Below are 23,299 nucleotides of genomic sequence, written 5' to 3' on the forward strand. Positions count from 1 at the left end.
TGTTACAGAGGTGGTACAGGATGCAGTTCGACGACCAGGGCGATCTCGACACCTCGCAGGTCGACGACCGGCGGGGCCTCTCCGGCGGCAAGGTCGCCCTCGGCGGCGGCGCGGCAGGGCTGGTCGTGCTGCTGCTGGCCGTCTTCCTCGGCGTCGACCCGAGCACCCTCGGCCTCTCCGGCGGCACCTCGGCGAGCAGCGGGCCGCGCACCGGGGGCGAGGTGCGGCAGTCGTGCCGGACGGGGGCCGACGCCAACCGCCGGCAGGACTGCCGGATCGTCGCCGTGACCAACAGCGTGCAGACCTTCTGGCAGGACGATCTCGCCCGGCGCGGGGCGGCGTACACGCCCGCCGAGACCGTGCTCTTCACCGGGCGGGTGTCGACCGCGTGCGGCGCGGCGACCTCGGCCGTCGGCCCGTTCTACTGCCCGGGCGACCGCCGGGCCTACCTCGACCTCGGCTTCTTCGACGAGCTCTCCACCCGTTTCGGCGCGCAGGGCGGGCCCTTCGCCGAGGCGTACGTCCTGGCGCACGAGTACGGCCACCACGTCCAGAACCTCACCGGCACGACGGACAGGGTCGGCCGCGACCGGCAGGGCGCGGACAGCGCCTCGGTGAAGCTCGAACTCCAGGCCGACTGCTACGCCGGCGTCTGGGCCCACCACGCGACCACCACCCCGCAGCCGGGCACCGGGCGGCCGCTGATCAGCAGCCTCACCGACGCGGACATCGCGCAGGGCCTGGACGCGGCGGCGGCCGTCGGCGACGACCGCATCCAGCAGCAGTCCACCGGCCGGATCGACCCGGAGCGCTGGACCCACGGCTCCTCGGAGCAGCGCAAGGCGTGGTTCACCGCGGGCTACCGCAGCGGCGACCCCACCCGGTGCGACACCTTCGCGCAGGGCTGACCCGCCGCACCGCCCGGCGGCCGTCCGTACGAATTGCCACGTACGGGTGATATGAGGTGTTTCTGACGGCCTGTGGGCTTTACTGGCGGAGCGAACGCCCCACCGTCCACCCCGGGAGTGCCCATGCGACTCGGCCGTCTCGCGCTGGCCGCCGGCGCGCTCCTGCTGGTGACCACGGCGAGCGTGCCCGACGGCACACCGCTCAGCCAGACCGAGCGGCACGACGCGTACTCCTCCGACGCCGCACGCGGGGTGCGGCCGCGCGGCGCCGCACCGGACCCGGCCGTCGTGCGGCCGCCGCACGAGGTGCCGTTCGGGGCGTTCGTCGGCTCCTGGGACACCTACATCCCGCAGATCGCGAAGTTCTCCGGCTGGCTGGGCGGGGCCCGGGTGCAGGTCGGGCACACCTACCTGGCCGGCAACGGCTGGGCCGACGTCGAGGGCGAGAACCAGGTGCTCGGCCTGTGGTCGCAGTGGAAGCTCAGCCGGCCCGACCGCGGCCTGGTGCTGGGCGTGCCGATGCTGGTGCCCAACGAGGGCGACCTCTCCGACGGCGAGGTGGTGAAGCTGCTCGCCCGCGGCAACCGGGGCGAGTTCGACCGGCACTTCCTCAAACTCGCCCGCAAGCTCGTCGCGTTCGGCGGCGGCGACACCGTGGTCACCCTCGGCTGGGAGATGAACGGCACCACCTACACCTCCCGCTGCCGGCCCGACCCGGCCGCCTGGAAGGCCTACTGGCGGCGGATCGTCACCGTCATGCGCTCGGTGCCCGGGCAGCACTTCCGCTTCGACTTCACCCCCACCCGCGGCCTCGACGCCATCCCGTGGACCCGCTGCTACCCGGGCGACGACGTGGTCGACATCGTCGGCATGGACGCCTACGACATGCCCGCCGGTGCGACCTTCGACGACATGGTCGCCGAGCCCTACGGCCTGCAGGACCAGGTGGAGTTCGCCGCGAGGCGCGGCAAGCCGGTCTCCTACCCGGAGTGGGGGCTGTTCCGCAACGGCGACAACCCGGAGTACGTGCGGCGCATGACCGAGTGGATGCGCACCCACGACACCGCCTACCAGACCGTCACCGACTACTGCCCGCACGGCTTCTGGGGCTGCACCCGCAACCCCCGCTCGACCACCGCGTACAGGCAGCTGATGACGGGCTCCGCGGGCGCGCCCGGCGGGCTCGGCTCAGGACAGCCTGCGCGCCGCTAGCACCGCCTTCAGCCCCGGCAGCCGGGCGGTCAGCACGCTCACCGCCGCCTGCCGGGCCCGCACCCGCAGCGCCCGCACGGCCGCGGCCGGTGCCGGACCGGGCGGCGCCGCCACCAGCCGCTCGTTGCGGAACGCGTCCGGACGCCAGCGCTGCTTGTACGGCTCCCGGCCGCGCAGCAGGCCGAGCAGCGGGATGCCCGCCGCACGGACCTCGTCCAGGGCGGCGCCGAAGAGCAGGCCCGCGATGTCCAGGCGCTCGCGCAGCTTCGGGTGCGCGCCGTACAGGTAGAGGCCGCCGAAGGACGGGCAGAGCACCACGATGTTGACCGCGACGACCTCGCCGTCCAGCCGGAAGCGGTGCACCGCGGCACGGCGGTCCGCCACCATCGCGGTCGTCGACTCGGTGAGGTGCGCCGCGAAGCGGGCCGTGCGGTGCTCGGGGGTGACCCCGCGGTCCTGCCACTGCAGCACGTGCAGCCGCAGCAGCTCCGCGACCGCCTCCGGCACCTCCTCCGGCGGCACGGCGTCGACCACGACGCCCGACTCGGCGATCCGGCGCAGCTTGACCCGGCTGCGCTGCGCGGTCTTGCCGGGCAGCCTGCGCAGCAGCTCGTCCATCGGCAGGGCGGGCAGCGTCTGGCAGAACGAGTCCGGGTAGCGCCGGACGGTGCCGCGGTGGCGGGCGAGCACCCGGTGGACCGCCGCCTCCGGGGGCACCTCGCGCAGTTCCAGGCTGTGCCAGGGGCGGCGCAGCGGCAGGGCGGCGGCCAGCCCGGCGGCGGCCTCGTCCGCGCAGTCGTCGTCGAGCAGCACGTCGGTGAAGTCGGCGAGGGCGCCGCCCAGGTTGGTGAGACCGCCGAACGGGCCGCGGCGGCACAGCGCCGCCGCGGCCACCGCCAGGCCGTCACGGCGCACCAGGACGAGCACCAGCGTGCCCGGGCGGCCGTACTGCCGCCACCAGGAGCGCAGCCAACCACCCTGCTGGAACGGCGTGGTGGTGCGGCATCGGGCGGCGAGGGCGTCCCACTCCCCGGCGAACCGGTCGAGCGCGTCGTCGGCGCGGTGCACCTCGGCCGTCCACACCGGGCGGGCCGTCGCCCGCACCGGTGCCGGGGTGTCGGTGGTGCTCATCGGACGGCCCCGGCCGGTTGCTGCACCCGCGGCTGCGCCGGTACGGGCGGCGCCCCCGCGTCGGCCTCCGGCTCCGTGCCGGGCCGCCGCCGGGCCATCACCGCCAGCGCGCCCACCAGGACGCCGGCCGCGGCACCGACCGCGGTGTCCAGCGCGGCGGACGGCGACGACGGGGCGTCCGGCGAGGCCGCCCGGGCCAGCGGGACGAGCTTCACGCCGGTGTCGGTGGTGCTGGTGTTGGCGAACGCGATCAGCGAGGTGGCGACCGCGTCGGCGGCCTTCACCGCGTCGGCCGCGACCGGGCCGGTGCCGGTGATCTCGATCATCGGGGCGTCCGGCGAGGTGGTGCCGCGCACCGCGGACTCCAGGGCGGAGACCGTGCGGCCGGTCCTCGCCGCCGCGGCGGCGAGCACCTGCGGCTGCCCGGCGAGCCGCCCGTACGCCTGGGCGAAGTTGACCGCGGTGCCCCCCTCCCCCGGGCCCTGGGCGACCACCACCACGTACGAGTTGGCGGTGTAGACGACGGGCGCGACGGCGGCGTACCCGGCGCCCGCCGCCGCACCCAGCGGCACGGCGAGGGCCAGCGGCCACCAGCGGCGCAGGACGGGGGCGGGTCGGCGCGGATCGGACATCGGTGACTCCTTGGCTCGTTCGGGGGTGGCGGGTCAGGCCCGGCGGGCGGGCGGCCGCGGCCCGGCCGGGGCGGGGCCGAGCCGGTCGTAGAGCTCCGCGAGCCCGGCGGCGATCCGCGTGATGTCGTAGTGCTCCACCGCGGGCGGCGGCGGCAGCCGGCCCGGCCCGGCGGCCCGCACGTCGCGCAGCGAGGCGGTGAAGGCCGCCGCGGTGCAGGGCAGGGCGACGGCGCCGGGGGCCGCGTCGGGGCCGAGGCCCTCCAGGGCCGGACACGAGGTGTAGCGGACCGGCAGGCCGGCCGCGAGGGCCTCCAGCACGGTCAGGCCGAAGGTCTCCCCGATCGACGGGGCGGCCAGCACGTCCATGGCGGCGAGGAGTTCGGGGACGTCGTCGCGTTCGCCGGTGAGCAGCAGACGGCCGGTGACGCCCCGCCGGGCGGCGAGCGCCTCCAGCGCCCGGCGTTCGGGGCCGGCGCCCACCAGCAGCAGCCGGGTGTCGCGGGCACCGGGCTCGGCGGCGAGCCCGGCGAGGGCCTCCACCAGGACGTCGAACCGCTTGCCGGGCACCAGCCGGCCCACCGCCCCGACCACGAACGCGTCCGCGGGCAGGCCCAGGGCGGCCCGGGCGGCCGCGCGGGCCGACGCCGGGAGGACGTACCGGGCGGGTTCGATGCCGTTGGGCAGCAGGTGCACCCGGTGCGACGGCACGCCCCAGTCGTGCAGGGCGGCGGCCACCTGCCCGGACACCGCCACGGTCGTGCTGCCGAGCCGCTCCGCGGCCAGGTACAGCGCGCGGACCCCGCGCCCGGCCGGGCGGCCCTCGATCACCCCGGGCTGCAGCGAGTGCTCGGTGGCGAGCACCGTGCGCACCCCGGCCAGCCGCGCCGCGAGCCGGCCGTACAGCCCGGCGCGGTAGAGGTGGGTGTGCACCGCGTCGTAGCGGCGGGAGCGGACGAGCCGGGCGAGCCGGGGCAGCACCGCGAGGTCGCGGTTGCCGCGCATCGCGAGGTCGTGCACGGCGAAGCCGTCGGCGCGCAGCGCGTCGGCGACGGTGCCGGGGTTGGTGAGGACGGCCACCTCGCAGGCGTGGCGGTCCGGCAGGTGCCGGAGCAGCAGGTGGAGCTGGCGCTCCGCGCCGCCCGCGGCGAGCCCGGTGACGACGTGCAGGACCTTCACCGCACGGCCTCCCGCTCGGCGGCCTGCGGGCCGGGGACCCGCCGGCCGGTGACGGCGTCCCGCCAGTGGTGCCGGCCCTGCTTGGCGAGCAGCCGCAGGCCGCCGTCCCGGTCGCCGACGTAGCAGCGCGGCAGCGCGAACCGGCCGGTGAGCTCGCTGTGGCCGATCGCGCAGGCGTACTGGTACCCGGCCTCGCGGACGGCCTCGGCAGCGGCGCGGTCGACGGCGCCGTACGGGTAGCAGAAGCCGGTGACCGGACCGCCGACCAGGTGCTCCAGCGCCCGGCGGCTGCCCTGCGCCTGCTCGGCGAGCTCGGCCGCGGAGAGGCCGGGCAGCGCCTTGTGCGACAGCCCGTGGGAGCCGATCTCCCAGCCGGCGGCGGCGAGTTCGACGACCTCGTCGGCGGTGAGCAGCGGCTTGCGCGGCCCGTCGGGATCCCAGCCGTTGTGCCCGCCGAGCAGGTCGGGCACCACGTACGCGCTCGCGGTGAAGCCGTGCCGGCGCAGCACCGGCGCGGCGTGCCGGGCGAAGTCCGCGTAGCCGTCGTCGAAGGTGAGGCCGACCAGGCGGGCGGCCCGGCCGGCGGCCCGGGCCCGCAGCAGCTCCCGCACGCCGACCCCGCGCCGGCCGCTCCGGGCCAGCCAGGCCATCTGGGCGGCGAAGCGCTCCGGGCTGACGGTCAGCAGGTACGGGTCGTGTTCCTCGTAGGTGACCGAGTGGTACATCAGGATCCACGGCGCCGTCCTGGCGGCGTCGGCGGGCAGGCCCCGGCGGAGGGCGGGTTCAGCGTCCATGCGGCTTCCTCTCAGCAGCCTGGGTGACCGGGACCGCGGCCCGGAGGAGGGTGCGCACGGGGCCGCGGACCTCGGGAGCGCCGAGAACCGTGCCGAGCCCGGCGAACACGAGGGCGACGGTCAGGCCGCCCAGCAGGGTGGCGACCGGCGGCGCCGGCAGCCGGGCGGCGACGAGCGCGCCCGCGGCGGCGGCGCCGACGGCCGCCGCCAGCAGCCGCGCCTGGCCGGCGAGCACCGGCCGCAGCCGCAGGGCGATGCCGCGCAGCAGCAGCCCCCGCATCAGCAGGACGGCCGTGACGGTGATGCCCGCCGCGTTGCCCGCGGCCAGGCCGGGCGCGCCGAACCGGGGGGTGGCGGCGAGCCCCACCCCTGCGGTGACGAGCAGGCCCACGGCCATCGCGGCCACCGGGTACCAGTCGAGCAGTCGGCCGCGGGAGCCGGCGGGCGGCGCGTCGTCGGCCCGCCGGACCGCCGGGCGGACGGAGAAGTACGGCCGCACCACCACGCCGATCATCGCCTGGGCGGGCAGCCCGATGCTGTACACCCGGATGACCTGGGCGGTGGCCGCGGTGTCGTGCGGGCCGAACGCGCCGCGCTGGAAGAGCAGGGCGACCACCGCCGGTGCGCAGGCCAGCAGGAAGGCGGTGCCCAGCAGCACGACGGCGGAGGCCTGGCCGAGGTCCTTCTCGACCCGGTCGCGGGCGGCCCGCAGGTCACCGGCGGCGAGCGCCCGCGCCACCAGCGGGAACGTCACCGTGACGATCAGGATGCCCGCGGTCATGGCGAGCTGGGAGACCTTGGCGGCGTAGTTGAGGTGCGAGATGGTGCCCGGCGGCAGGCCCGAGCCGAGGTAGCGCTCGATGAAGACCTGGGCCTGCCGGGTGAGGGTGAACGCGGCGACGGGCAGCATCGCCGACGGGATCAGCACCAGCCCGCCGCCGATCGCCCCGGCCGTCCGCAGGGCCGCCGGGGCGGCCCGCAGCCGCCGTACCGCGGGCCCCACCAGCAGGCCCGCCATCAGCAGGCCGCCCAGGGCGACGCCGACCGCGGCCGAGCCGACGCCGAGCCAGGCGTGGCCGCCCAGCAGCACGGCCAGGATGCCGAGGTTGTAGGCGACGTAGATGCCGGCCGGCGCGGTGAACACGTGGTGCGCGCGCAGCATCGAACAGAGGTAGCCGACGACGCCGAACGGCAGCACGGTGAGCGCGGTGATCCGGGTGAGCCGGACGGCGAGCGCCGGGTCGGCGAGACCGGGGGCGAGCAGGCCGACCAGCGGACCGGCGCCGAGTGCCGCGCCGAGGCCGAGCGCGCACAGCCCGAGCAGCAGCCAGGGCAGCGTGGCGCGCACCAGCTCCCGTACCGGGTCGGGGCCGTGGCGGCGCTCCTCGCGGAGCACCAGGGCCAGGCTGAACGCGGGCACCATGAGGAACGACATCGCGTCCTCGATGAGCAGCGGCGCGGCGGTCTCCGGCACCGTCCAGGCGACGAGGAAGGCGTCGGTGCCCTGGTCGGCGCCGAAGTAGCGGGCCAGCAGCAGGTCGCGGAGCAGGCCGAGACCCGAACCCGCCGCGCTCAGCACCGCGGTGATGCCGAACGCGCGCGCCACGAACCCGCCGCGCCGGGAGCCCGCGGCGTGCCGGGGCCCGGGCACGGCTCCGGCCGCCGGGCGCCCGGCCAGCCGCGACCGCTCGGCACTCACCGGGTCTCCCCGCCGCCGGGGCCGGGGAAGGCGGTACGGGCGGCGAGGCCCAGCACCACCGAGGTCAGCACGGTGGTGGTGCCGCCGATGTCGGCGTAGAGGAAGTCGACGAGCACCCAGACGAGCAGGCCCGGCGCGGCGAGCGCGGCACCGGCGGCGCGGCGCAGGCAGCCCCCCAGCAGGGCGAGGAACAGCCCGGTGTAGGCGACGATCCCGAGCAGGCCCTGCTCGCTGAGCACCAGGAAGTACATGTTGTGCGGGGAGAGCAGGGGTTCGCGCTGGAAGCCGATGGAGGAGTCCTCGGCGTCGCTGCCGGAGGAGAGCCGCAGCGGGGCGTGGCCGTCGCGGAGCTGCTGGAACGCCTTCGGGCCGGCGCCCGTCAGCGGGTGGTCCTGCCAGATGCGGGTCGCCGTCGACCACAGGTCGTACCGGTCGGTGACGGACTGGTCGGGGGCCGCCTGCACGGCGCCGATGCTGCCGAGCCGCTCGGCCACTCCGGACGCGCCGAGGCCCAGGCCGCCGACCAGCACGACGGCGGCCGCCGCGGCGAGCACGGCGCCGCGGACGGCGAGCCGGGCGTCGGCGCGCAGCAGCAGGACGGCGGCCGCGCAGCCGCAGGCGATCCAGCTGCCGCGGCTGAAGGACACCGCCAGCGGGAAGGTGAGGAACGCGGCGGCCGCGTACAGGCCGCGGCGCAGCGCCGGACGCCCGTGCGGGCCGCGTTCGGCGAGGGCGAGGGCCAGCGCGGCGAGCAGGCCGAAGCTGACCACCGTCGACATCGCCATGATGTCGAGCGCACCGAACGTGCCGACCGCGCGGATCGGCCGGCCGGTGTAGGAGGCGCCGGTGCCGGTCAGGTACTGGTGGGCGCCGACCGCGCCCTCGACGAGCGCCGCGGCGACGAGCGAACCGAGCACCAGGTGCAGGTCGCGGCGGTCCCGGGCGGCGCACGCGACGGCGGCGGGCACCAGCACGAAGACCTGCACCAGCCGCACGAAGCCGGTGGTGCTCGCGGCCGGGTCGACGGAGTGCAGGGTCGCCGCGGCGGCGGCGAGGACGATGCCGGCGAGCAGCACGCAGACCCGCCGGCCGGGCCCGGCCGTGCGGCCGCGCAGCAGGTCGGCGCCGACCAGCGCGACGAGCAGCATCGACGCGAGGTCGGCCGGGGTGACGTGCACCGCCGCGGCCACGTCCTTCTCGCCGGTGGGCACGCACACCAGCAGGACGGTGGCCGCGGCGGCGTGGCCGGTGCGGAGGCCGAGCCGGCGGAGCACCGGCAGGGGCGCGGTGGCGCGGAGCGGGAGGGCCACCGTCAGCTCCCGTCCGGGTGGAGCATGAGGGCGGCGGTCCGCAGCAGGATCTTGGCGTCCTGCCAGAGGCTCCAGCTCTCGATGTAGCGGTTGTCGAAGCGGGCACGGTCCTCGATGGAGGTGTCGCCGCGCAGGCCGTTGACCTGGGCGAGGCCGGTGAGGCCGACGGGCACCCGGTGGCGGTCCCGGTACTCGGGGTAGGCCTGGCCGAACCGCATGACGAAGTAGGGGCGTTCGGGCCGGGGGCCGACGAGGCTCATGTCGCCGCGGACGACGTTCCACAGCTGCGGCAGCTCGTCCAGCGAGGTGCGGCGCAGCAGACGGCCGACGGTGCCCATCCGGTGGTCGTGCGAGATGTTCCAGCGGGTCGCCGACTCGTGCTCGTTGCTCGGGCGCAGCGTACGGAACTTGAGGAGCGTGAAGACCTGGCCGTCGAGGCCGGTGCGCTGCTGGCGGAAGAGCACGCCGGGGCCGGTGTCGCAGCGGACGGCCAGGGCGACGGCGGCGAGCAGCGGGGAGAGCAGCAGCAGCCCGAGGCCGGCGGCGGAGACGTCGACGGCGCGCTTGGCGAGCCAGCCGGGCCGGTGCAGGGCCGGACGGGCGAGGGCCAGGCAGGGGAAGCCCCACAGCTGGTCGGTGCCGCGGCGGCCGAGGGCCGCGTACTCGCGCAGCTGCGGCACGACCCAGACCCGGCAGCCGAGCCGGGCGGCGGTGCGCAGGGCGGCCGCGGTCGCGGCGTCGTCGGCGGTGCCCTCGGTGGCGACGACGTGCCGGATGCGCTTGCGGCGGATCTGGCTCTCCACGGCGTCGTGGCCGCCGAGGATGCGCAGGGGGGCGTCGGGGGCGAGCAGGGCGGGCCCGGAGTCGAGGTAGCCGACGGGCCGCAGGCCGTACTCGCGGTGGTCGAGGAGGGCGGCGGCGATCCGCTGGGCGGTCTGGCCGGCGCCGAGGACGAGGGTGGGGCTCGGCCGGCGGCGGCGGGCGCGGCGCAGCCTGCGGTAGACGGCGGCGCGGGCGAGGCAGGCCAGCAGGGTGTGGGCGGCGAGGAGGCCGGCGAGGCGCAGGGCGGAGCCGGTGCCGGCCGGGTGGCCGGAGCCGAGGCAGGCGTCGAGGGTCACGGCGAAGGCCGCGGCGACGGCGGCGCGGGTGGCGAGGGCGGGCAGGTCGTCGAGGGCGGAGACGGTGAGGCGGGTGCGGTAGAGGCCGGCGGCGGCGTAGAGCGGGAGCAGGGCGGTGAGGAGGACCGCGGCGGCGGCCAGCGGGCGGGCCGCGGCGGTGAGGGCGACGGCGGCGGTGAGGGCGAGGACGTCGGAGCCGAGCAGGGCGGCCGGGAGTGCGACCCGAGAGCGGAGGGGCCGACGGTGGCGGCCGACGGCCGCCGCCGGACGGGCCCGGGTGCCGGCGGCGGGGCGTTCGAGCAGCTCCGTGCCGAGCTGCCGCCGGGCGGACAGGGGCCCGCCCGGCCGTGGCACGCTCTCGTGGTCAATGGTCATCGGTGCGCGGACTCCCCTGCTGTGCAGCCGCCGTCGCGGGGCGGCCGGCCGGATCGCACCGGCCCGGCGCGGGGCACGGCACAGCCGACCCTCCGAACGGGTACGAAACAGGCAAACTCAGACATTAGCGATCGTCGTTGTCGGGACGGCGAGTTGGCGTGCCGTGTCTTCCACCTGCTCATTCGTCGGACTGTCGGACGACCGGTGCACGGCTCCCCCGCCGGCCGCCGGCCCCGACCGGCCCGCCCCGCGGAAAGCACGCACAGTCGGATAAACGATCAGACTCCCTGGGGGACACGGGAATCGGACCGCCCGGCCGAGCCCGCCGGCAGCAGGGCGCGGTACACCGCCTCGACCTGCGCCACCACCGTCCGCACGTCGTGCCGGCGGGCGACGTGCGCCCGGGCCAGCTCCCCGCGCCGGGCACAGGCGGCCGGATCGGCCAGCGAACCGGCCAGGCGTTCGGCCAGCGCCACCGGGTCGCCGGGAGGCACCGGCAGCTGCCCGGCGGGCAGGCACTCCCGGGCCCCGGGCACGTCCGTGAGCAGCACGGGCCGGGCCGCCGCCATCGCCTCCAGCGGCGCCAGCGCCATGCCCTCCCACCGGGAGGGCAGCACGACCAGGTCGGCGGCGGCCAGCCACGGCCGCGGGTCGGCGACGTCGCCCGCCAGGTGCACCCGGGACAGCCCGCGGGCCCGCGCCGCCAGGGCCGCCGCGTCGGGTCCGCCGCCGACCAGCACCAGTCCGGCGCCGGGCACCGCCCGGGCCACCTGCGGCCACGCGTCGAGGAGCACGTCCTGGCCCTTCTGCCGGCACAGCCGCCCCAGGCAGACCGCGAGCGGCGCGTCCGGGTCGAGACCGGGGGCTGCGGGCAGCAGCGCGGCCCGGGCGGCGCGGCGCTCGCCGGCACCGGCCGGGCCGTGGCGGACCAGGTCGACGCCGTTCGGCACCACCTGCCAGGCGGCGTCGACGCCCGCGGACACCCCGTCGACACGCTCCTGCTCGCTGACGCACAGCAACGCCCCCGCCCACCGGGCGGCGAACCGCTCCCAGCGGACCCCGGCGGCGGCGAGACGGCCCTCGACGGCGGCGAACGACCAGGCGTGCGGCTGGAAGACCGTCGGCACGGTGCCGTGCACGGCGAGCCGGCCCGCCAGGCCGGCCTTCGCGCTGTGCAGGTGCAGCACGTCGGGCGCGGCCGCGCGGACGATCCGCCGCAGCCGCAGCGCCTCGCCCGCGGTGGACGGGCCCGGGGAGCGCCCGGCGGGCCAGTCGAGGAGTTCGGCGCCGGCGGCGGCCGCCTCCGGGCCGAGCCGGCCGCCGGGCGGACACGCCACCAGCACGCGGTGGCCCGCCGCGCGCTGGCCGCGGACGAGGTCCACCACCACGCGGGCGACACCGCCCTCGACCGGCTGAGCTGCATGAAGGATCGTCAGATGCACGGCGGCGAGCCTAGGTTGGGGCTCGCCGCGCGGGCCCGGGCGTCACACTTCCCGGTGAAAATCACCACCCGTACGGCGCGCCGCACCGTACGGGTGTTCCCTCGTTCGTCCGTACGGGCGGACCTACTCGACCTCCTCCGCGAGGCGGGCGAGCAGCGCGCCGTGGATGCGGTTCAGGCCCTTGGGGGCGAAGGTGCGCTCGAAGAAGCCGCCGACGCCGCCGGCCCCCTGCCAGGAGGCGTCGACCACGACCCGGGCCGCGCCCTCGCCGGCCGCGGTGACCGTCCAGGTGATCACCATGCTGGAGTTGGCGTCGGTCTCGACGAGCGTCTCCGGGCGCGGCTCGGTCACGGTGAACACGCAGTCGCGGACGCGCTTCTCCGTCGCCTGCAGCCGCCAGTGCACCACGGTGCCCGCGCCGGTGCCGCCCTCGCGGACCTCGAAGCCGCTGTACTGCTCGGGCAGCAGCCGGGGACGGACGGTGGCGTAGTCGGCCAGCGCCTCGTACACCCGCTTCGGGGAGGCCTGGTAGACCCGCTCGGTGGTGGCCTGGACCTTGCCCATGGGGGCTCTCCTTCGGTGGACTTCGCCGCCGTCCTCCCGCGGAGGGCGGCCGATCGCACCCAAGCCAACCACACCGGCCCGGCCGCTCCCGCGGCTCACCCCGGCGGGCCCGGGTTAGGCTGGCCGGTGTGCTCGATCAGGTGACCGCCCTCCGCTACGTCGACCCGCTCCGCGCCGGGGGTTCGGTGCCCGGGGTGGTCGAGACCGACGACCTGGGCACCTACGTGGTGAAGTTCACCGGCGCCGCGCAGGGCCGCAAGGCGCTGGTGGCCGAGGTGGTGGTGGGCGAGCTGGCCCGGCGGCTGGGCCTGCGGGTGCCGCCGCTGGTGCTCGTCGACTTCGACCCGGCGGTCGCCGCGCACGAACCGGACCCGGAGATCCAGGACATCCTGCGGGGCAGCCCCGGGCTCAACCTGGGCATGGACCTCCTGCCCGGCGCCCGGGACTTCACCCCGGGCAGCCTGCCGGTGGACGCGTCGGAGGCCGGCCGGGTGGTCTGGCTCGACGCCCTGACCGGCAACGTCGACCGCACCGTGCACAACCCCAACCTCATGGTCTGGCACGGCCGGCTGTGGCTGATCGACAACGGCGCCGGCCTGATCTTCCACCACCGCTGGTCGGGTGCGGCCGCGTCGGTGCTCAAGCCGTACCCGATGAGCGCGCACGCGCTCGGCGCGTACCGGCCCGCCGTCGCGGCCGCCGACGCCGAACTCGCACCCCGGGTCACCGAGGAGCTGCTGTGCGAGGTCGTCGGGCTCGTACCGGACGCCTGGCTCGCGGACGAGCCGGGCTTCGACTCGGCGGCCGCGGTGCGGGCGGCGTACGTCGCCCACCTGGCGGAGCGGGCGGCCGGCTCCGCCGCGTGGCTGCCCGCGGAGTTCGCCACCGCGGAGGAGCTGCGGGAGGCGGAGGCGCGCCGGGCGGCGGCCACCCTGGCGGCCCGTCCGGACTGGCTCAAGCAGGTGCCGAACCGCCACGGGAAGGCACAGGTCGAGGCCGACTGGAGCCGGCACGTCGGCTGACGCGCCGCCACTCCGCACCCCCGGCGAGCACGCTGCCCCGCCCGGGCGCGAAATCCCGGACGGGGCAGGCGTTCTCGGCTGGGGCGGGTCTGACCATTCGCGATGGTCGGACCCGTTTTAGCCGCGGTGGCGGCTCACAGCCGCCACCACTGGGCGGCCGCGGCGGCGTCCACGACGCCCGCGCCGTAGAAGCCGTTGTCGTGCGGGCCGCCCTCGCAGACGGCGGCCCAGGCGCCGTCGCCGCTCGGGTCGTAGGGCGCGGACGGGCAGGCGTGCTCGGCGGCCTGGTGCAGCAGCATGGCGCGCAGCTGGTCCGGGCCGGCCCACGGGTGGGTGCTGGCGAGCAGCGCGGCGACGCCGGCGGCGTGCGGGGACGCCATCGAGGTGCCCTGCATGTAGGCGTAGCGGTTGCCGGGCACGGTCGAGAGCACCCGGCCGTTCTTGTCCGGGGTGTCCGGCAGCTGGTAGCGGGAGTCGCCGCCGGGCGCCGCCACGGCGACCTTGCCGAAGCCGTACGTGGAGTAGAAGGACTTGTCGCCCTTCACGCCGACGGACGAGGTGGCGACGATGCCGGGCAGCTCGGTGGGCAGCGAGAGGCAGGCGCCGTCGACCGGGCGGGGCACCGGGGTGGTGTCGTCCGGGCTGGTGGTGTCGGTGGTCTTGTGCGCGAGGTCGATGTTCTCGTTGCCAGCGGCGGCGACGCTGAGCACGCCCTTGCGCTGCGAGAAGGCGACCGCCCGCTTGACGGCGGTGGTGATGGCGGCCTGGTCGGGGTCGTTCTTGCAGGTGAACAGCCACGGGTCGATGTAGTAGCTGTTGTTGGTCACCTGGAAGTGGTGCTCGCCGGCCCAGACGAAGCCGCAGATCGCGTACTCGGGGTAGATGAAGCCGCCGTCGTCGACGACCTTGACCGCGGCGAGGCGGACGCCGGGGGCGATGCCCTCGATGCCCTTGCCGTTCTTGGCGGCCGCGACGGTGCCGGCGACGTGGGTGCCGTGGTCGCTGGTGGTGGGCTGCCAGGACTGCCAGGAGGTGTCGGCCTTGCCGCCGTCGATGCAGGAGGCGGAGAGCGAGGCGTCGACGTTGGCGGCGAGGTCCTCGTGGGTGGCGTCGATGCCGGAGTCGAGGATGCCGACGACGACACGGCGACTGCCGAGCGTGGTGGCGTGGGCCTTGTCGACGCCGATCTGGCGCATGTCCCACTGGTTGGCCCAGAGCGGCTCGGAGCCGTCGGCGGGGGCCGCCGCGGGCACGGTGGCCGGTTCGGCCACCTCCACGTCGTTGGCCTGCACGATGCCGGCGGTGCGGCTGGCGCCGACCGACTCGACGGCCTTCGACTTCCGGAGCTCGGCGGCGAACTGCGCGTCCGTCGAACGGGCGACGACGACGCCGATCTGCTCGTACGAGACCACCACGGTGCCGCCGAGTGCGGCGATCTCGCGCTCGGCCTTCTTCACGTGGCCGTGGTCGGCCTTCGTGTTCACGACGTAGCTGAGCAGCGGGCCGGGCGCATCCGCGGAGCCGGCCGCCGATGCGGTGGCGGACGGCAGGGCGAGGGTGCCCGCCGCGACGAGGGCGATGCCCAGCGCCACCGACCTGGTCCGGCGTATCCGGGGAACACTCATAGGGGTTGACCCTCCCGAGTCTCGTGGTGTGCACGCGGTGTTCGACGGCGGGCACGTGAGTGCTCGGACGCTATTGAAAGATCACGGTCACGCGCAAGAGGCAGGCGTACACGGAATGCACACACGGAAACGGCGGTGCCCGACCCGCTGTCAGTCGGGCCGGGCACCTGTCCTGTCGGTGTGTCAGGAGTTGAACAGCTCACCGTACGTCGCGAGCGCGGTGGCGATGTCCGCCTGCGCCCAGAAGCGGTGGTAGGTGAACGTCGGCGCGGCGCCGCCGTTCAGGTAGGTCTGGACCTTGGCGAAGTCCGGGTCGTTCTTGAGGAAGGAGCGGATGGAGAGGAAGGTGGACGACGAGTTGATCGGGTCACCGTTGGGCATGGTGCCCGTCCAGCCCGAGGGCACCGAGACGGAGTCGTTGAACCGGCTGTAGTCCGTCCGGGTCTCCGGCACCGAGACGCCGAGGGCGTCCTGGTTGTTGGCCCACATGCCGTCGAGCAGCTTCTGCGCGGCGGTCTTCGCCGCGGCGTTGCCGGACTTCTTGGCGTAGTACGCCAGGAGCTTGGCGTAGGAGCCCGCGACGCCGACGTCCTGGGTGTAGTCGACGACGCTCACGTGGAGGCCGGTGTTGGCACCCGGGGTGGTGGCGTTCCAGGTGTCGGGCTTGCCGGTCCAGGCCAGCGTGGACGGGATCTTGAAGGTCCCGTTGGCGTTGAACGTGGTGTTGGCGAGCGCCCAGCTCACCCACTTGTCCAGCACCGCCTTGGCCTTGGCGTCACCGCTCGCGTAGTAGTACTCCGCGAGGCGCTCGACGCCCCAGGCCTGGAAGCCGAACCACTGGTTGGACGGCGGGTCGTGGTAGACCGGCGCCTCTTCGTACGACATGCCGTAGAAGGTCGGGGTGCCGGCCGGCGGGGTGCCGTAGGCACCGTCCCAGCTGTTGGTGGCACCGCCGGCGATCGCGCCCTCGCTGGACTGCAGCCACTGCAGGAACTCGACCTGGCGGCCGAGGCTGGTGGTCCAGTCGGACTTGCCGGTGGTCGACTTGGGGGCCAGGGCGGCGTTGTTCACCAGGGCGTACGCGGCCATCGGGTTCTGGTAGCCGCCGTGCGCGGAGCTGTCACCGATGCGCCAGGCCCAGCCGGCGCTGGCGTCGGTGGCGCCGCCCCAGGCGTAGTACCAGGAGAGCAGGTAGTGCTCGCTGGTCTTGCCGTTGCCCGCGGGGCAGGCGGTCGGGCTGGTGCAGTTGCCGATCTGCTTGAAGTACTTGTCGAAGAACGAGTACCGCAGGTAGTCGCCCATCTTGCCGGCCTTGGCGACGGTCGTCGCGACCTGGGTGCCGTTGCCCTGGGCCTTGGCCCACGTGTCGGCCCAGTAGGCGGCCTGGATGGCGCGCGCGTCGGCGTCCGGGGCGTCGGTGTACTTCCACTGCTTGGCGTAGCTCGTGTCCTTGATGAACAGGTCAAGGTAGCCGTTCTTGCCGCCGTAGGCGAACTTGTCGCAGGTCGGCTGGGGAATGGTCTCCCAGACGGACTCCTGCGGGCCGCGCTGGTAGGTGTTGATGTAGGACGGGCCGGTGTCGGTCGGGCCGGCCTCGCACTTGCCGGGCGAGTTGCCGTAGCCGTACACGTTGTCGACGTCCTGCAGCCAGTGCATGCCGTAGACGTCGTCGGTGCCGTAGGCGCTCTTCAGCTCGGCCGCGATCGGGTCGTTGCCCGGCGTGACCGCACTGTCCATCTGCGACGGGTAGTCGCTCGGCAGCGGGTGCTCGGGGGCGTAGGTGGCCGGCTTGCTCGCGTTGTAGAACGAGTTCGTCGACTGATCGGCGTGCGTGGGGATCATGTAGGTTTCCATGAGCGTCCACGCCGAGTTGAACTTCGTCCAGTCCTTGGTGACCCGGCCGTACTGCGCCTCCAGCCACAGCAGGTAGCTGTAGGCCTCGGAGGTGGTCTCGTGGCCCTGGTCGGGCGCCTCGACGAGCAGGGTCTCCACCGAGTGGTACGGGATGCCCTCGGGCGAGAAGTACCCGTTGGCCGGAGCCTTGATCTTGTTGTAGAGCTGCAGGAACCGGTCGTCGTAGACGCCGGTGCCGGCCGCGAGCTCGGTCACCGTGACGACGGAGCTGGTGTAGCCCGTGGCCGCCGAGGTGAAGGTCGCCGAACCAGTGGACGCGGCGTCGGCCGTCAGCGTGACGGTCTGAGCGGTCGACCAGTTGGACGGGGTGAAGGTCAGCGTCGTGCCACCGCTGACGGCGAGCCCGGTGTTGCCCGCGGTGCGGGTGGTGGTGACGGTGACGTTCGCGGTGGGCTGCGAGGACAGCTTGAGCGCGAAGGTGCCGGTCTTGCCCTGGGTCACGGACAGCGTGGTCGGCACCGCGGTGATCGACGGCCCGGCCGCGACGGTGACGCCCGCCGGGGTCGACTCCTTGCTGGCACCCAGGCTGTCGTACGCCTTCGCGTAGACGGAGTGGCTGCCGGAGGCGGCGCCCGTCCAGCTGAAGGTGTAGGGCGCGCTGGTGGCGGTGCCGAGCAGCGTGGTGTTGTCGTAGAACTCCACCTTGCTGATGGTCGCGCCGTCGGCCGCGCTCGCGCTCGCGGCCAGCGGGATGGTCGCGCCCGCGGCGTAACTCGCGCCCGCCGTGGGGCTGGTGAGCGCGACGGTCGGCGCGGCGTGGGCACCGTTGCAGGCCGTGCCGTTGACCGAGAAGGCGGTCGGCGCGGTGTTGGTGCCGCTGTAGGCGAAGTTGGCGCCCGCCGTCGCGTTGCCGCCCGCCGGGATGGCGGTGGCGTACGACGGGTTGACGACGGTGACGTTCTTGCCGGACTGCGACCAGACGCCGTTCCAGCCGGTGCCGGAGAGCGTCTGGTTGCCGGCGTAGGAGTAGGTCAGCGACCAGCCGTTGAGCGCGGCGGTGCCGACGTTGTTGATCTTGACGTTGGCAGTGAAGCCACTGCCCCAGTCGTTGGCGGAGTAGTCCACCGAACACTGGACCGCGGCGGCCACGGCGGGGTTCGCGACCATCGTGGTGAGACCGGCCGCGAGCACGGCGAGGGAGACGCCGAGCGTGGACAGCCTGGTGGTACGGGAAGGGGTGGGGGGTGCCATTCACGGCTCCTGCGGGTGGGGGAATTCGACGGCGAGGCGGCGATGCACACGCGCTCGATTCGGTACAGGTTCTGTGGGAGCGCTCCCAAGGATGAGGACGGGTTAAGGGCGTGTCAAGAGATTGCGCAGCAGAGAGGCTTGGCAACTCCCTTGCCGCTGGCTATGTTTCTGGGCGGGCCTGTGGGAGCGCGCCCACAATGCACTCTCACGAGGAGCGGAAATGTCCCTCCGCAGCACCGCCCTGGCCCTCGGATCCGCGCTCGTCGCGACCGCCGCCGCCGGGCTCGCCGTCATCAGTCCCGGCACCGCGTCGGCCGCCACCACGGCCTGTACGGTCGACTACACCGTCAACGACTGGGGCAGTGGCTTCACTGCCAACGTCAAGATCAACAACGTCGGCACCGCCGCGCTCAACGGCTGGTCGCTGACCTACTCCTACGCCGGCAACCAGACGCTCTCCGGCACCGGCTGGAACGGCGTCTGGTCGCAGTCCGGCAAGAACGTCACCGTCGTCAACCCGTCGTACGCCGCCACCATCGCCGCCGGCGGCTCGGTCACCGCCGGCGCCAACTTCGCCTACAGCGGCACCAACACCGCGCCGACCGCCTTCGCCGTCAACGGCCTCGCCTGCAACGGCGCCTCGCCCACGTCGGCCAGCCCGTCGCCGTCGCCGTCGCCGTCCGCCTCCGCCTCGCCCAGCGCGTCGGCGTCGCCCAGCAGCTCGGCCTCGCCCAGCGCGTCCGCCTCGCCGAGCACCTCCGCCTCCCCCACCGGCGGCACCGGCACGGCACCCTCCCTGCACGTCTCGGGCAACAAGCTGGTCGACGCCTCGGGCGCGACCGTCACGCTGCACGGCGTCAACCGCTCCGGCACCGAGTTCATGTGCGTCCAGGGCTACGGCTTCTTCGACGGTCCGGTGGACACCGCCGCGATCAACGCCATCAAGAGCTGGCACGTCAACGCCGTACGCGTTCCGCTCAACGAGGACTGCTGGCTCGGCACCTCCAACGTCAACGCGGCCTACGGCGGTGCCAACTACCGTACGGCGATCAAGGGATGGGTCGACGCCCTGCGCGGCGCCGGCCTCACCCCGATCGTCGAGATGCACTGGAGCCGCGGCCAGTACACCGGCAACTCGTCCGGCTGCTCCGACGTGAACGCCACCTGCCAGAAGCCGATGCCGGGCGCCAACGCGGTGCCCTTCTGGACCTCCGTGGCCGACACCTTCAAGGGCTCGACCCAGATCGTCTTCGACCTGTTCAACGAGCCCTACCCGGACCGCTCCGAGTCGTCCACCGCCCAGGGCTGGCTCTGCTGGCGCGACGGCGGCAGCGCCTGCCCCGGCATCTCCTACCCGGTCAGCGGTTTCCAGACGCTGGTCAACACCGTCCGCGCGACCGGCGCCCAGAACGTCATCCTGCTCGGCGGCCTCGCCTACTCGAACGACCTCGGCCAGTGGCTGACCCACAAGCCGACCGACTCCACCGGCAACCTCGCCGCGGCCTGGCACGTGTACAACTTCAACACCTGCTCCACCGCGTCCTGCTGGGACTCGACGCTCTCCCCCGTCGCGGCCCAGGTGCCGCTGGTGGCCGGTGAGATCGGCGAGAACACCTGCAGCCACGGCTTCATCGACCAGGTGATGTCCTGGTTCGACGCCAAGAAGCTGAGCTACCTCGGCTGGACGTGGAACACCTGGGACTGCGGCTCCGGCCCGTCGCTGATCAGCAACTACGACGGCACGCCGACCAACTTCGGCGTCGGCCTGCGCGACCACTTCCTCGCGATCGGCTGATCCCCGACGCCCGCCGGCCGTCAGATCCCGTACAGCCGGCGGGCGTTGCCGTACGACAGCAGCCCGGTGATCCGCACCGCGTCGGCCTCCGTGCAGGCGCCGTCGGCGCGCCAGCCGTCCAGCACCGCGGCGAGCGCGTGCCGGAACTGCGCCGCGCCGACCGCGTACAGCTCCGGCAGGCCGTACGCGTCGGTGGAGAACACCACCTTGCCGAACGGGGCGAGTTCGAGCACCTCGCCGAGCACCGCCGCGGCCCGCGGCCCGGCGTACGACAGCGTGAGACCGACGTCCGCGTACACGTGCGGGAACGCCTGCGCGAGCCACGCCGCCTGCCGGTGGTACGGGTAGCCGTGCAGCAGCACCAGCGGCACCCCGGACGGCTCGACCGCGCGCACGAAGTCCACCAGCAGCGCCGGGTCGGCCCGGTGCAGCCGCAGGTCGGGGTCGCCGAAGCCGGTGTGCAGCTGCACCGGCAGCCCCGTGGCGACCCCCTGCCACAGCAGGTGGCGCAGCAGCACCGGGTCGGCGACCGGCCCGTCCGTGCGGCCCGCGGCCGCCCGCACCACCTCCGCCCGGGTCGGCGGGGCCGCCGGGACGTCCAGCCCCCAGCGGTACGCCAACACCGACTTCACCGCGACGGCCCCCGCGCACGCCGCGGCGAGCGCCTCGCCGACCGCCTCCGGCCACGCCGGGGCGGCGCAGCGGACGGTCGCCGCGACCGACTCCAGCCGCACCACCTCGTGCACCCGGGCTCCGGCGAGCGCCGCGAGGCCGTCCGGCGGAAGCAGCGGGCGGCCGCCCGCCTCGGTCAGGCCGGTGTCGACCAGCAGGTCGGTGAAGCCTGCGGCGGCCAGCATCCGGCGGGTCACGGCGTCCGCCCCGGCGGCCCTGCGGGCCTCCAGGTAGGCGTCGGGTCCGGCGAGCGGGGGCAGGCCGAGCAGCGGCGGGCACCAGCGGCGCACCGCCAGCCCGATCGCGCTGTCGAAGGGGGAGGTGCCCGGCGCGGGCGGCCGGTCGGACTCGGTGATCAGTGCGCCGAACTCCGCCTCGTCGAGGTCGGCGACGGCCACGCCGTGGCAGTGCTGGTCGACGAGCACCGGTCAGTACCGCCGGCGGGTGGCGGCGATGACCTCCCGGTCGTCGCGGCCCCGGAACAGCTCCGTCTCGGCCGTCCGGACGGCCAGCACCGCCCGGTACAGCTCCTCCCCCATCGCCGCCCGGAGCGCGCCGTCGGCCCGGTAGGCGGCGAGGGCGGCCGCCTGGTCGTGCGGCAGCCGTTCGACGCCGTGCGCGAGCGCGGGGTCGCCGGGCACCTCCCCGGGCAGCCGCAGGCCCGCGTCGAGGCCGGCCAGGCCGGCCGCGAGCACCCCGCCGACCGCGAGGTAGGGGTTGGCGGCCGCGTCGAAGCACTTGATCTCGGCGTTGGCCTGCTCCGGCGCCGAGCCGGTGATCAGGCGCAGCGCGGCCTCCCGGTTCTCCAGCCCCCAGCAGCGGTAGGGGCCGGACCAGCGCCCGGGGACGAGCCGCAGGCGGCTGGCGGGGCTGGGTGCGCCGAGCACCAGCAGGGCGGGCAGTGCCTCCAGCACCCCGGCGAGGAACGCCTCGGCGCGGGCGGTGAGGCCGTGCCGGCCCGGGCCGCCGCTGCCGAGGTTGCGGCCGTCCTGCCAGAGGCTGAGGTGCAGGTGGCAGCCGTTGCCGACGCCGCCCTCGGCGACCACCGGGGCGAAGGAGACCCGCAGCCCGTGCCGTGCCGAGACGGCGCGGACGGTCTGGCGGACGAGCAGCGCGGTGTCGGCGGCCCGGACGGGGGTGTCGGGTGCGACCGACACCTCGAACTGGCCGGGTGCGTACTCGGGGTGGATCTGCAGCACGTCGAGCCGCTGCTCGGTGAGTGCCCGGAGCACGGCGCGGAGGTAGTCGGAGCGGGCGACGAGCCGGTCCATGCCGTAGGCGGCGCCGGTGTCGTCCGCGGCCTCCCGCGCGGCGTCCTGATCCTCGACGGTCCATTCGATCTCGAAGCCGGCCAGCACCTCCAGGCCGCGGGCGGCGAGCGCCTGTTCGGCCCGGCGGGCGAACCCGCGCTGGCAGCCCGGGTGGGGCCCGCCGGCCTGGGTGCGGCGGTCGACGGGGGCCCAGGCCCAGCCCGGCTGGGCGGCGAGCGGCGTCAGCGCGTCCAGGTCGGGGACGAGCCGGAGGTCGCCGACGGGGCTGGCGCCGGGGGCCGTCGAGTCGTCGAGGAGGAAGGAGTCGAAGCAGGGGGAGGCGCCGACGCCGTGCCGGACGGCGTGCGGGAGCCGTGCCACCGGCACGGCCTTGGCGCGGGTGATCCCGGCGTTGTCGACCCAGCCGAGGGCGACGGCGTCGATGCCGGCCGCGGTCAGCCCGGCGGCGGTGCGGTGTGCCTGTTCGGCCCGGTCGTCCGCGCTCCGGGCGGGCGTGGCCCGGGCGGCCGGGCGGGGGGCGGGGCTGCCGTCGCCCGGTGCGGTGCTGCCGTCGGTGTCCTGTGCTGGGCCCATGCGGACCATGCTGCCGCCGTCGTGCGCGGCGGGCCGGGGGCGCACCGCGGCGGCCGCCCCCACGGGTGAATTATTCTGTTCTTTTGCGCCGATTCGACCGGTGTGACGCAGCTCACATTCGATCGGGAATCAACGGGGAGTCTTTCCCCGTTTAGACCATCGTCCGCACAAACGGGGAGAGACTCCCCGGAATGGAAAGGAGTCCGCATGACCACCGTCAGCAGCCGTCCGGCCGGCCCGCGGCTCCGTGCGGACGCCAGCCGGAACCGTGCGCGCATCATCGGTGCCGCCCGGGAGACGCTCGTCGAGATCGGCGCGGAGGCTCCGCTCGACGAGATCGCCCGGCGGGCCGGCGTCGGCAACGCGACGCTGTACCGTCATTTCGCCGACCGCCGCGACCTGCTGCACCACGTCACGCTGTCCGTCCTGTCACGGGTGCTGGAACACGCCGAGGCCGGGCTCCGCGAGCCGGACGCCTTCGAGGCGCTCAGCCGTTTCACCCACATCGCCGCGGACGAGCGGATCGGCGCACTCTGCCCGATGCTCGCCGACCACATCGACCACGACAACCCCGAGCTGGAGAGTGCCCGCCTGCGCCTGAAGCAGGCCACCGCGGAACTGATCGCGCGCGCCCACGCGTCCGGGCAGCTGCGCGCCGACATCGGCGTCGGCGACTACTTCCTCGGTGTCATTCAGCTCACCCGCCCGCTCCCGGGCACCGGATGCATCGACCTCGACCAGTTCCTCCACCGGCACCTGCAGGTCTTCCTGGACGGCCTGCGCGCACCGGCACCCTCCGTACTTCCGGGCCGCCCCGTGTCGCTCGACGACCTGAAGCGCGCCTGCTGACCGTCCCCGTAGCTCTCCTCGCACCG

At 75.0% G+C, this 23,299-nt stretch carries 18 protein-coding genes; 5 read left to right on the plus strand and 13 right to left on the minus strand.

Features of this window, described 5'->3' with window-relative positions:
* Nucleotides 1-20: 20 nt before the first annotated feature.
* A complete protein-coding gene (locus tag OG335_RS12055; protein ID WP_405011084.1) occupies nt 21-908 on the plus strand; it encodes a neutral zinc metallopeptidase in 888 nt (295 codons plus the stop codon).
* A 123-nt stretch (nt 909-1,031) separates the two neighbouring features.
* Nucleotides 1,032-2,120: a glycoside hydrolase family 26 protein gene (locus OG335_RS12060; RefSeq protein ID WP_405011085.1), complete on the plus strand. Its 1,089-nt coding sequence runs from the start codon at nt 1,032-1,034 to the stop codon at nt 2,118-2,120.
* Here OG335_RS12060 and OG335_RS12065 read toward each other — a convergent pair.
* From OG335_RS12065 to OG335_RS12105, 9 genes are all read right to left on the minus strand, one after another.
* Nucleotides 2,097-3,251 carry a GNAT family N-acetyltransferase gene (locus OG335_RS12065; protein WP_405011086.1) on the minus strand — a complete coding sequence of 385 codons (1,155 nt, stop codon included), beginning with the start codon at nt 3,249-3,251 and terminating at the stop codon, nt 2,097-2,099. The two genes, OG335_RS12060 and OG335_RS12065, sit on opposite strands and share 24 nt — an antisense overlap.
* On the minus strand, nt 3,248-3,883 hold the full coding sequence (locus OG335_RS12070) for a lipopolysaccharide biosynthesis protein (RefSeq protein WP_405011087.1): 636 nt from the start codon (nt 3,881-3,883) through the stop codon (nt 3,248-3,250). Before OG335_RS12070 ends, OG335_RS12065 begins: the two co-directional genes overlap by 4 nt.
* Before the next feature lie 33 nt (nt 3,884-3,916).
* Nucleotides 3,917-5,059: a glycosyltransferase gene (locus OG335_RS12075; protein WP_405011088.1), complete on the minus strand. Its 1,143-nt coding sequence runs from the start codon at nt 5,057-5,059 to the stop codon at nt 3,917-3,919.
* The gene (locus tag OG335_RS12080) at nt 5,056-5,853 is read right to left on the minus strand and encodes a polysaccharide deacetylase family protein (protein WP_405011089.1); all 798 of its coding nucleotides are present in this window, start codon (nt 5,851-5,853) and stop codon (nt 5,056-5,058) included. Before OG335_RS12080 ends, OG335_RS12075 begins: the two co-directional genes overlap by 4 nt.
* A complete protein-coding gene (locus OG335_RS12085) occupies nt 5,843-7,552 on the minus strand; it encodes a lipid II flippase MurJ (RefSeq protein WP_405011090.1) in 1,710 nt (569 codons plus the stop codon). Before OG335_RS12085 ends, OG335_RS12080 begins: the two co-directional genes overlap by 11 nt.
* Nucleotides 7,549-8,862 carry an O-antigen ligase family protein gene (locus tag OG335_RS12090; protein WP_405011091.1) on the minus strand — a complete coding sequence of 438 codons (1,314 nt, stop codon included), beginning with the start codon at nt 8,860-8,862 and terminating at the stop codon, nt 7,549-7,551. Before OG335_RS12090 ends, OG335_RS12085 begins: the two co-directional genes overlap by 4 nt.
* Before the next feature lie 2 nt (nt 8,863-8,864).
* On the minus strand, nt 8,865-10,355 hold the full coding sequence (locus tag OG335_RS12095) for an exopolysaccharide biosynthesis polyprenyl glycosylphosphotransferase (protein ID WP_405011092.1): 1,491 nt from the start codon (nt 10,353-10,355) through the stop codon (nt 8,865-8,867).
* A gap of 278 nt (nt 10,356-10,633) precedes the next feature.
* Nucleotides 10,634-11,797 (minus strand): glycosyltransferase, encoded by a 1,164-nt coding sequence (locus OG335_RS12100; RefSeq protein WP_405011093.1) that lies wholly within the window; start codon nt 11,795-11,797, stop codon nt 10,634-10,636.
* Between the two features lie 123 nt (nt 11,798-11,920).
* Complete coding sequence (locus tag OG335_RS12105; RefSeq protein WP_405011094.1) at nt 11,921-12,361, minus strand: SRPBCC family protein; 441 nt, start codon at nt 12,359-12,361, stop codon at nt 11,921-11,923.
* Nucleotides 12,362-12,489: 128 nt separating this feature from the next.
* On the opposite strand from OG335_RS12105, the gene OG335_RS12110 reads away from it, so the two are divergent.
* The gene (locus OG335_RS12110) at nt 12,490-13,383 is read left to right on the plus strand and encodes a HipA family kinase (protein ID WP_405011095.1); all 894 of its coding nucleotides are present in this window, start codon (nt 12,490-12,492) and stop codon (nt 13,381-13,383) included.
* A 134-nt stretch (nt 13,384-13,517) separates the two neighbouring features.
* On the opposite strand, the gene OG335_RS12115 is transcribed toward OG335_RS12110, so the two are convergent.
* A complete protein-coding gene (locus tag OG335_RS12115) occupies nt 13,518-15,008 on the minus strand; it encodes a S8 family peptidase (RefSeq protein WP_405011096.1) in 1,491 nt (496 codons plus the stop codon).
* Between the two features lie 183 nt (nt 15,009-15,191).
* Complete coding sequence (locus OG335_RS12120; protein WP_405011097.1) at nt 15,192-18,113, minus strand: glycoside hydrolase family 48 protein; 2,922 nt, start codon at nt 18,111-18,113, stop codon at nt 15,192-15,194.
* A gap of 220 nt (nt 18,114-18,333) precedes the next feature.
* Between OG335_RS12120 and OG335_RS12125 the strand changes: the two genes are divergently transcribed.
* Complete coding sequence (locus OG335_RS12125; protein ID WP_405011098.1) at nt 18,334-19,908, plus strand: cellulase family glycosylhydrolase; 1,575 nt, start codon at nt 18,334-18,336, stop codon at nt 19,906-19,908.
* A 20-nt stretch (nt 19,909-19,928) separates the two neighbouring features.
* Here the strand turns inward: OG335_RS12125 and OG335_RS12130 are convergent, their stop codons facing one another.
* Both OG335_RS12130 and OG335_RS12135 read right to left on the minus strand, forming a co-directional pair.
* Nucleotides 19,929-21,005 carry an amidohydrolase family protein gene (locus OG335_RS12130; RefSeq protein ID WP_405011099.1) on the minus strand — a complete coding sequence of 359 codons (1,077 nt, stop codon included), beginning with the start codon at nt 21,003-21,005 and terminating at the stop codon, nt 19,929-19,931.
* 3 nt (nt 21,006-21,008) lie between these two features.
* Nucleotides 21,009-22,424 (minus strand): glutamine synthetase, encoded by a 1,416-nt coding sequence (locus OG335_RS12135; RefSeq protein ID WP_405011100.1) that lies wholly within the window; start codon nt 22,422-22,424, stop codon nt 21,009-21,011.
* A 207-nt stretch (nt 22,425-22,631) separates the two neighbouring features.
* Between OG335_RS12135 and OG335_RS12140 the strand changes: the two genes are divergently transcribed.
* Nucleotides 22,632-23,273 carry a TetR/AcrR family transcriptional regulator gene (locus tag OG335_RS12140; protein WP_405011101.1) on the plus strand — a complete coding sequence of 214 codons (642 nt, stop codon included), beginning with the start codon at nt 22,632-22,634 and terminating at the stop codon, nt 23,271-23,273.
* Nucleotides 23,274-23,299 lie beyond the last annotated feature (26 nt).

The sequence above is a fragment of the Kitasatospora sp. NBC_01539 genome (assembly GCF_045040525.1).
Lineage (GTDB): Bacteria > Actinomycetota > Actinomycetes > Streptomycetales > Streptomycetaceae > Kitasatospora.

What these genes read in the sequence shown, in the direction of transcription:
- OG335_RS12115 (WP_405011096.1), bottom strand. Translation starts at nt 15,008, where the DNA reads ATGAGTGTTCCCCGGATACGCCGGACCAGGTCGGTGGCGCTGGGCATC.
- OG335_RS12060 (WP_405011085.1), top strand. Translation starts at nt 1,032, where the DNA reads ATGCGACTCGGCCGTCTCGCGCTGGCCGCCGGCGCGCTCCTGCTGGTG.
- OG335_RS12065 (WP_405011086.1), bottom strand. Translation starts at nt 3,251, where the DNA reads ATGAGCACCACCGACACCCCGGCACCGGTGCGGGCGACGGCCCGCCCG.
- OG335_RS12080 (WP_405011089.1), bottom strand. Translation starts at nt 5,853, where the DNA reads ATGGACGCTGAACCCGCCCTCCGCCGGGGCCTGCCCGCCGACGCCGCC.
- OG335_RS12095 (WP_405011092.1), bottom strand. Translation starts at nt 10,355, where the DNA reads ATGACCATTGACCACGAGAGCGTGCCACGGCCGGGCGGGCCCCTGTCC.
- OG335_RS12055 (WP_405011084.1), top strand. Translation starts at nt 21, where the DNA reads ATGCAGTTCGACGACCAGGGCGATCTCGACACCTCGCAGGTCGACGAC.
- OG335_RS12140 (WP_405011101.1), top strand. Translation starts at nt 22,632, where the DNA reads ATGACCACCGTCAGCAGCCGTCCGGCCGGCCCGCGGCTCCGTGCGGAC.
- OG335_RS12105 (WP_405011094.1), bottom strand. Translation starts at nt 12,361, where the DNA reads ATGGGCAAGGTCCAGGCCACCACCGAGCGGGTCTACCAGGCCTCCCCG.
- OG335_RS12135 (WP_405011100.1), bottom strand. Translation starts at nt 22,424, where the DNA reads ATGGGCCCAGCACAGGACACCGACGGCAGCACCGCACCGGGCGACGGC.
- OG335_RS12070 (WP_405011087.1), bottom strand. Translation starts at nt 3,883, where the DNA reads ATGTCCGATCCGCGCCGACCCGCCCCCGTCCTGCGCCGCTGGTGGCCG.
- OG335_RS12120 (WP_405011097.1), bottom strand. Translation starts at nt 18,113, where the DNA reads ATGGCACCCCCCACCCCTTCCCGTACCACCAGGCTGTCCACGCTCGGC.
- OG335_RS12125 (WP_405011098.1), top strand. Translation starts at nt 18,334, where the DNA reads ATGTCCCTCCGCAGCACCGCCCTGGCCCTCGGATCCGCGCTCGTCGCG.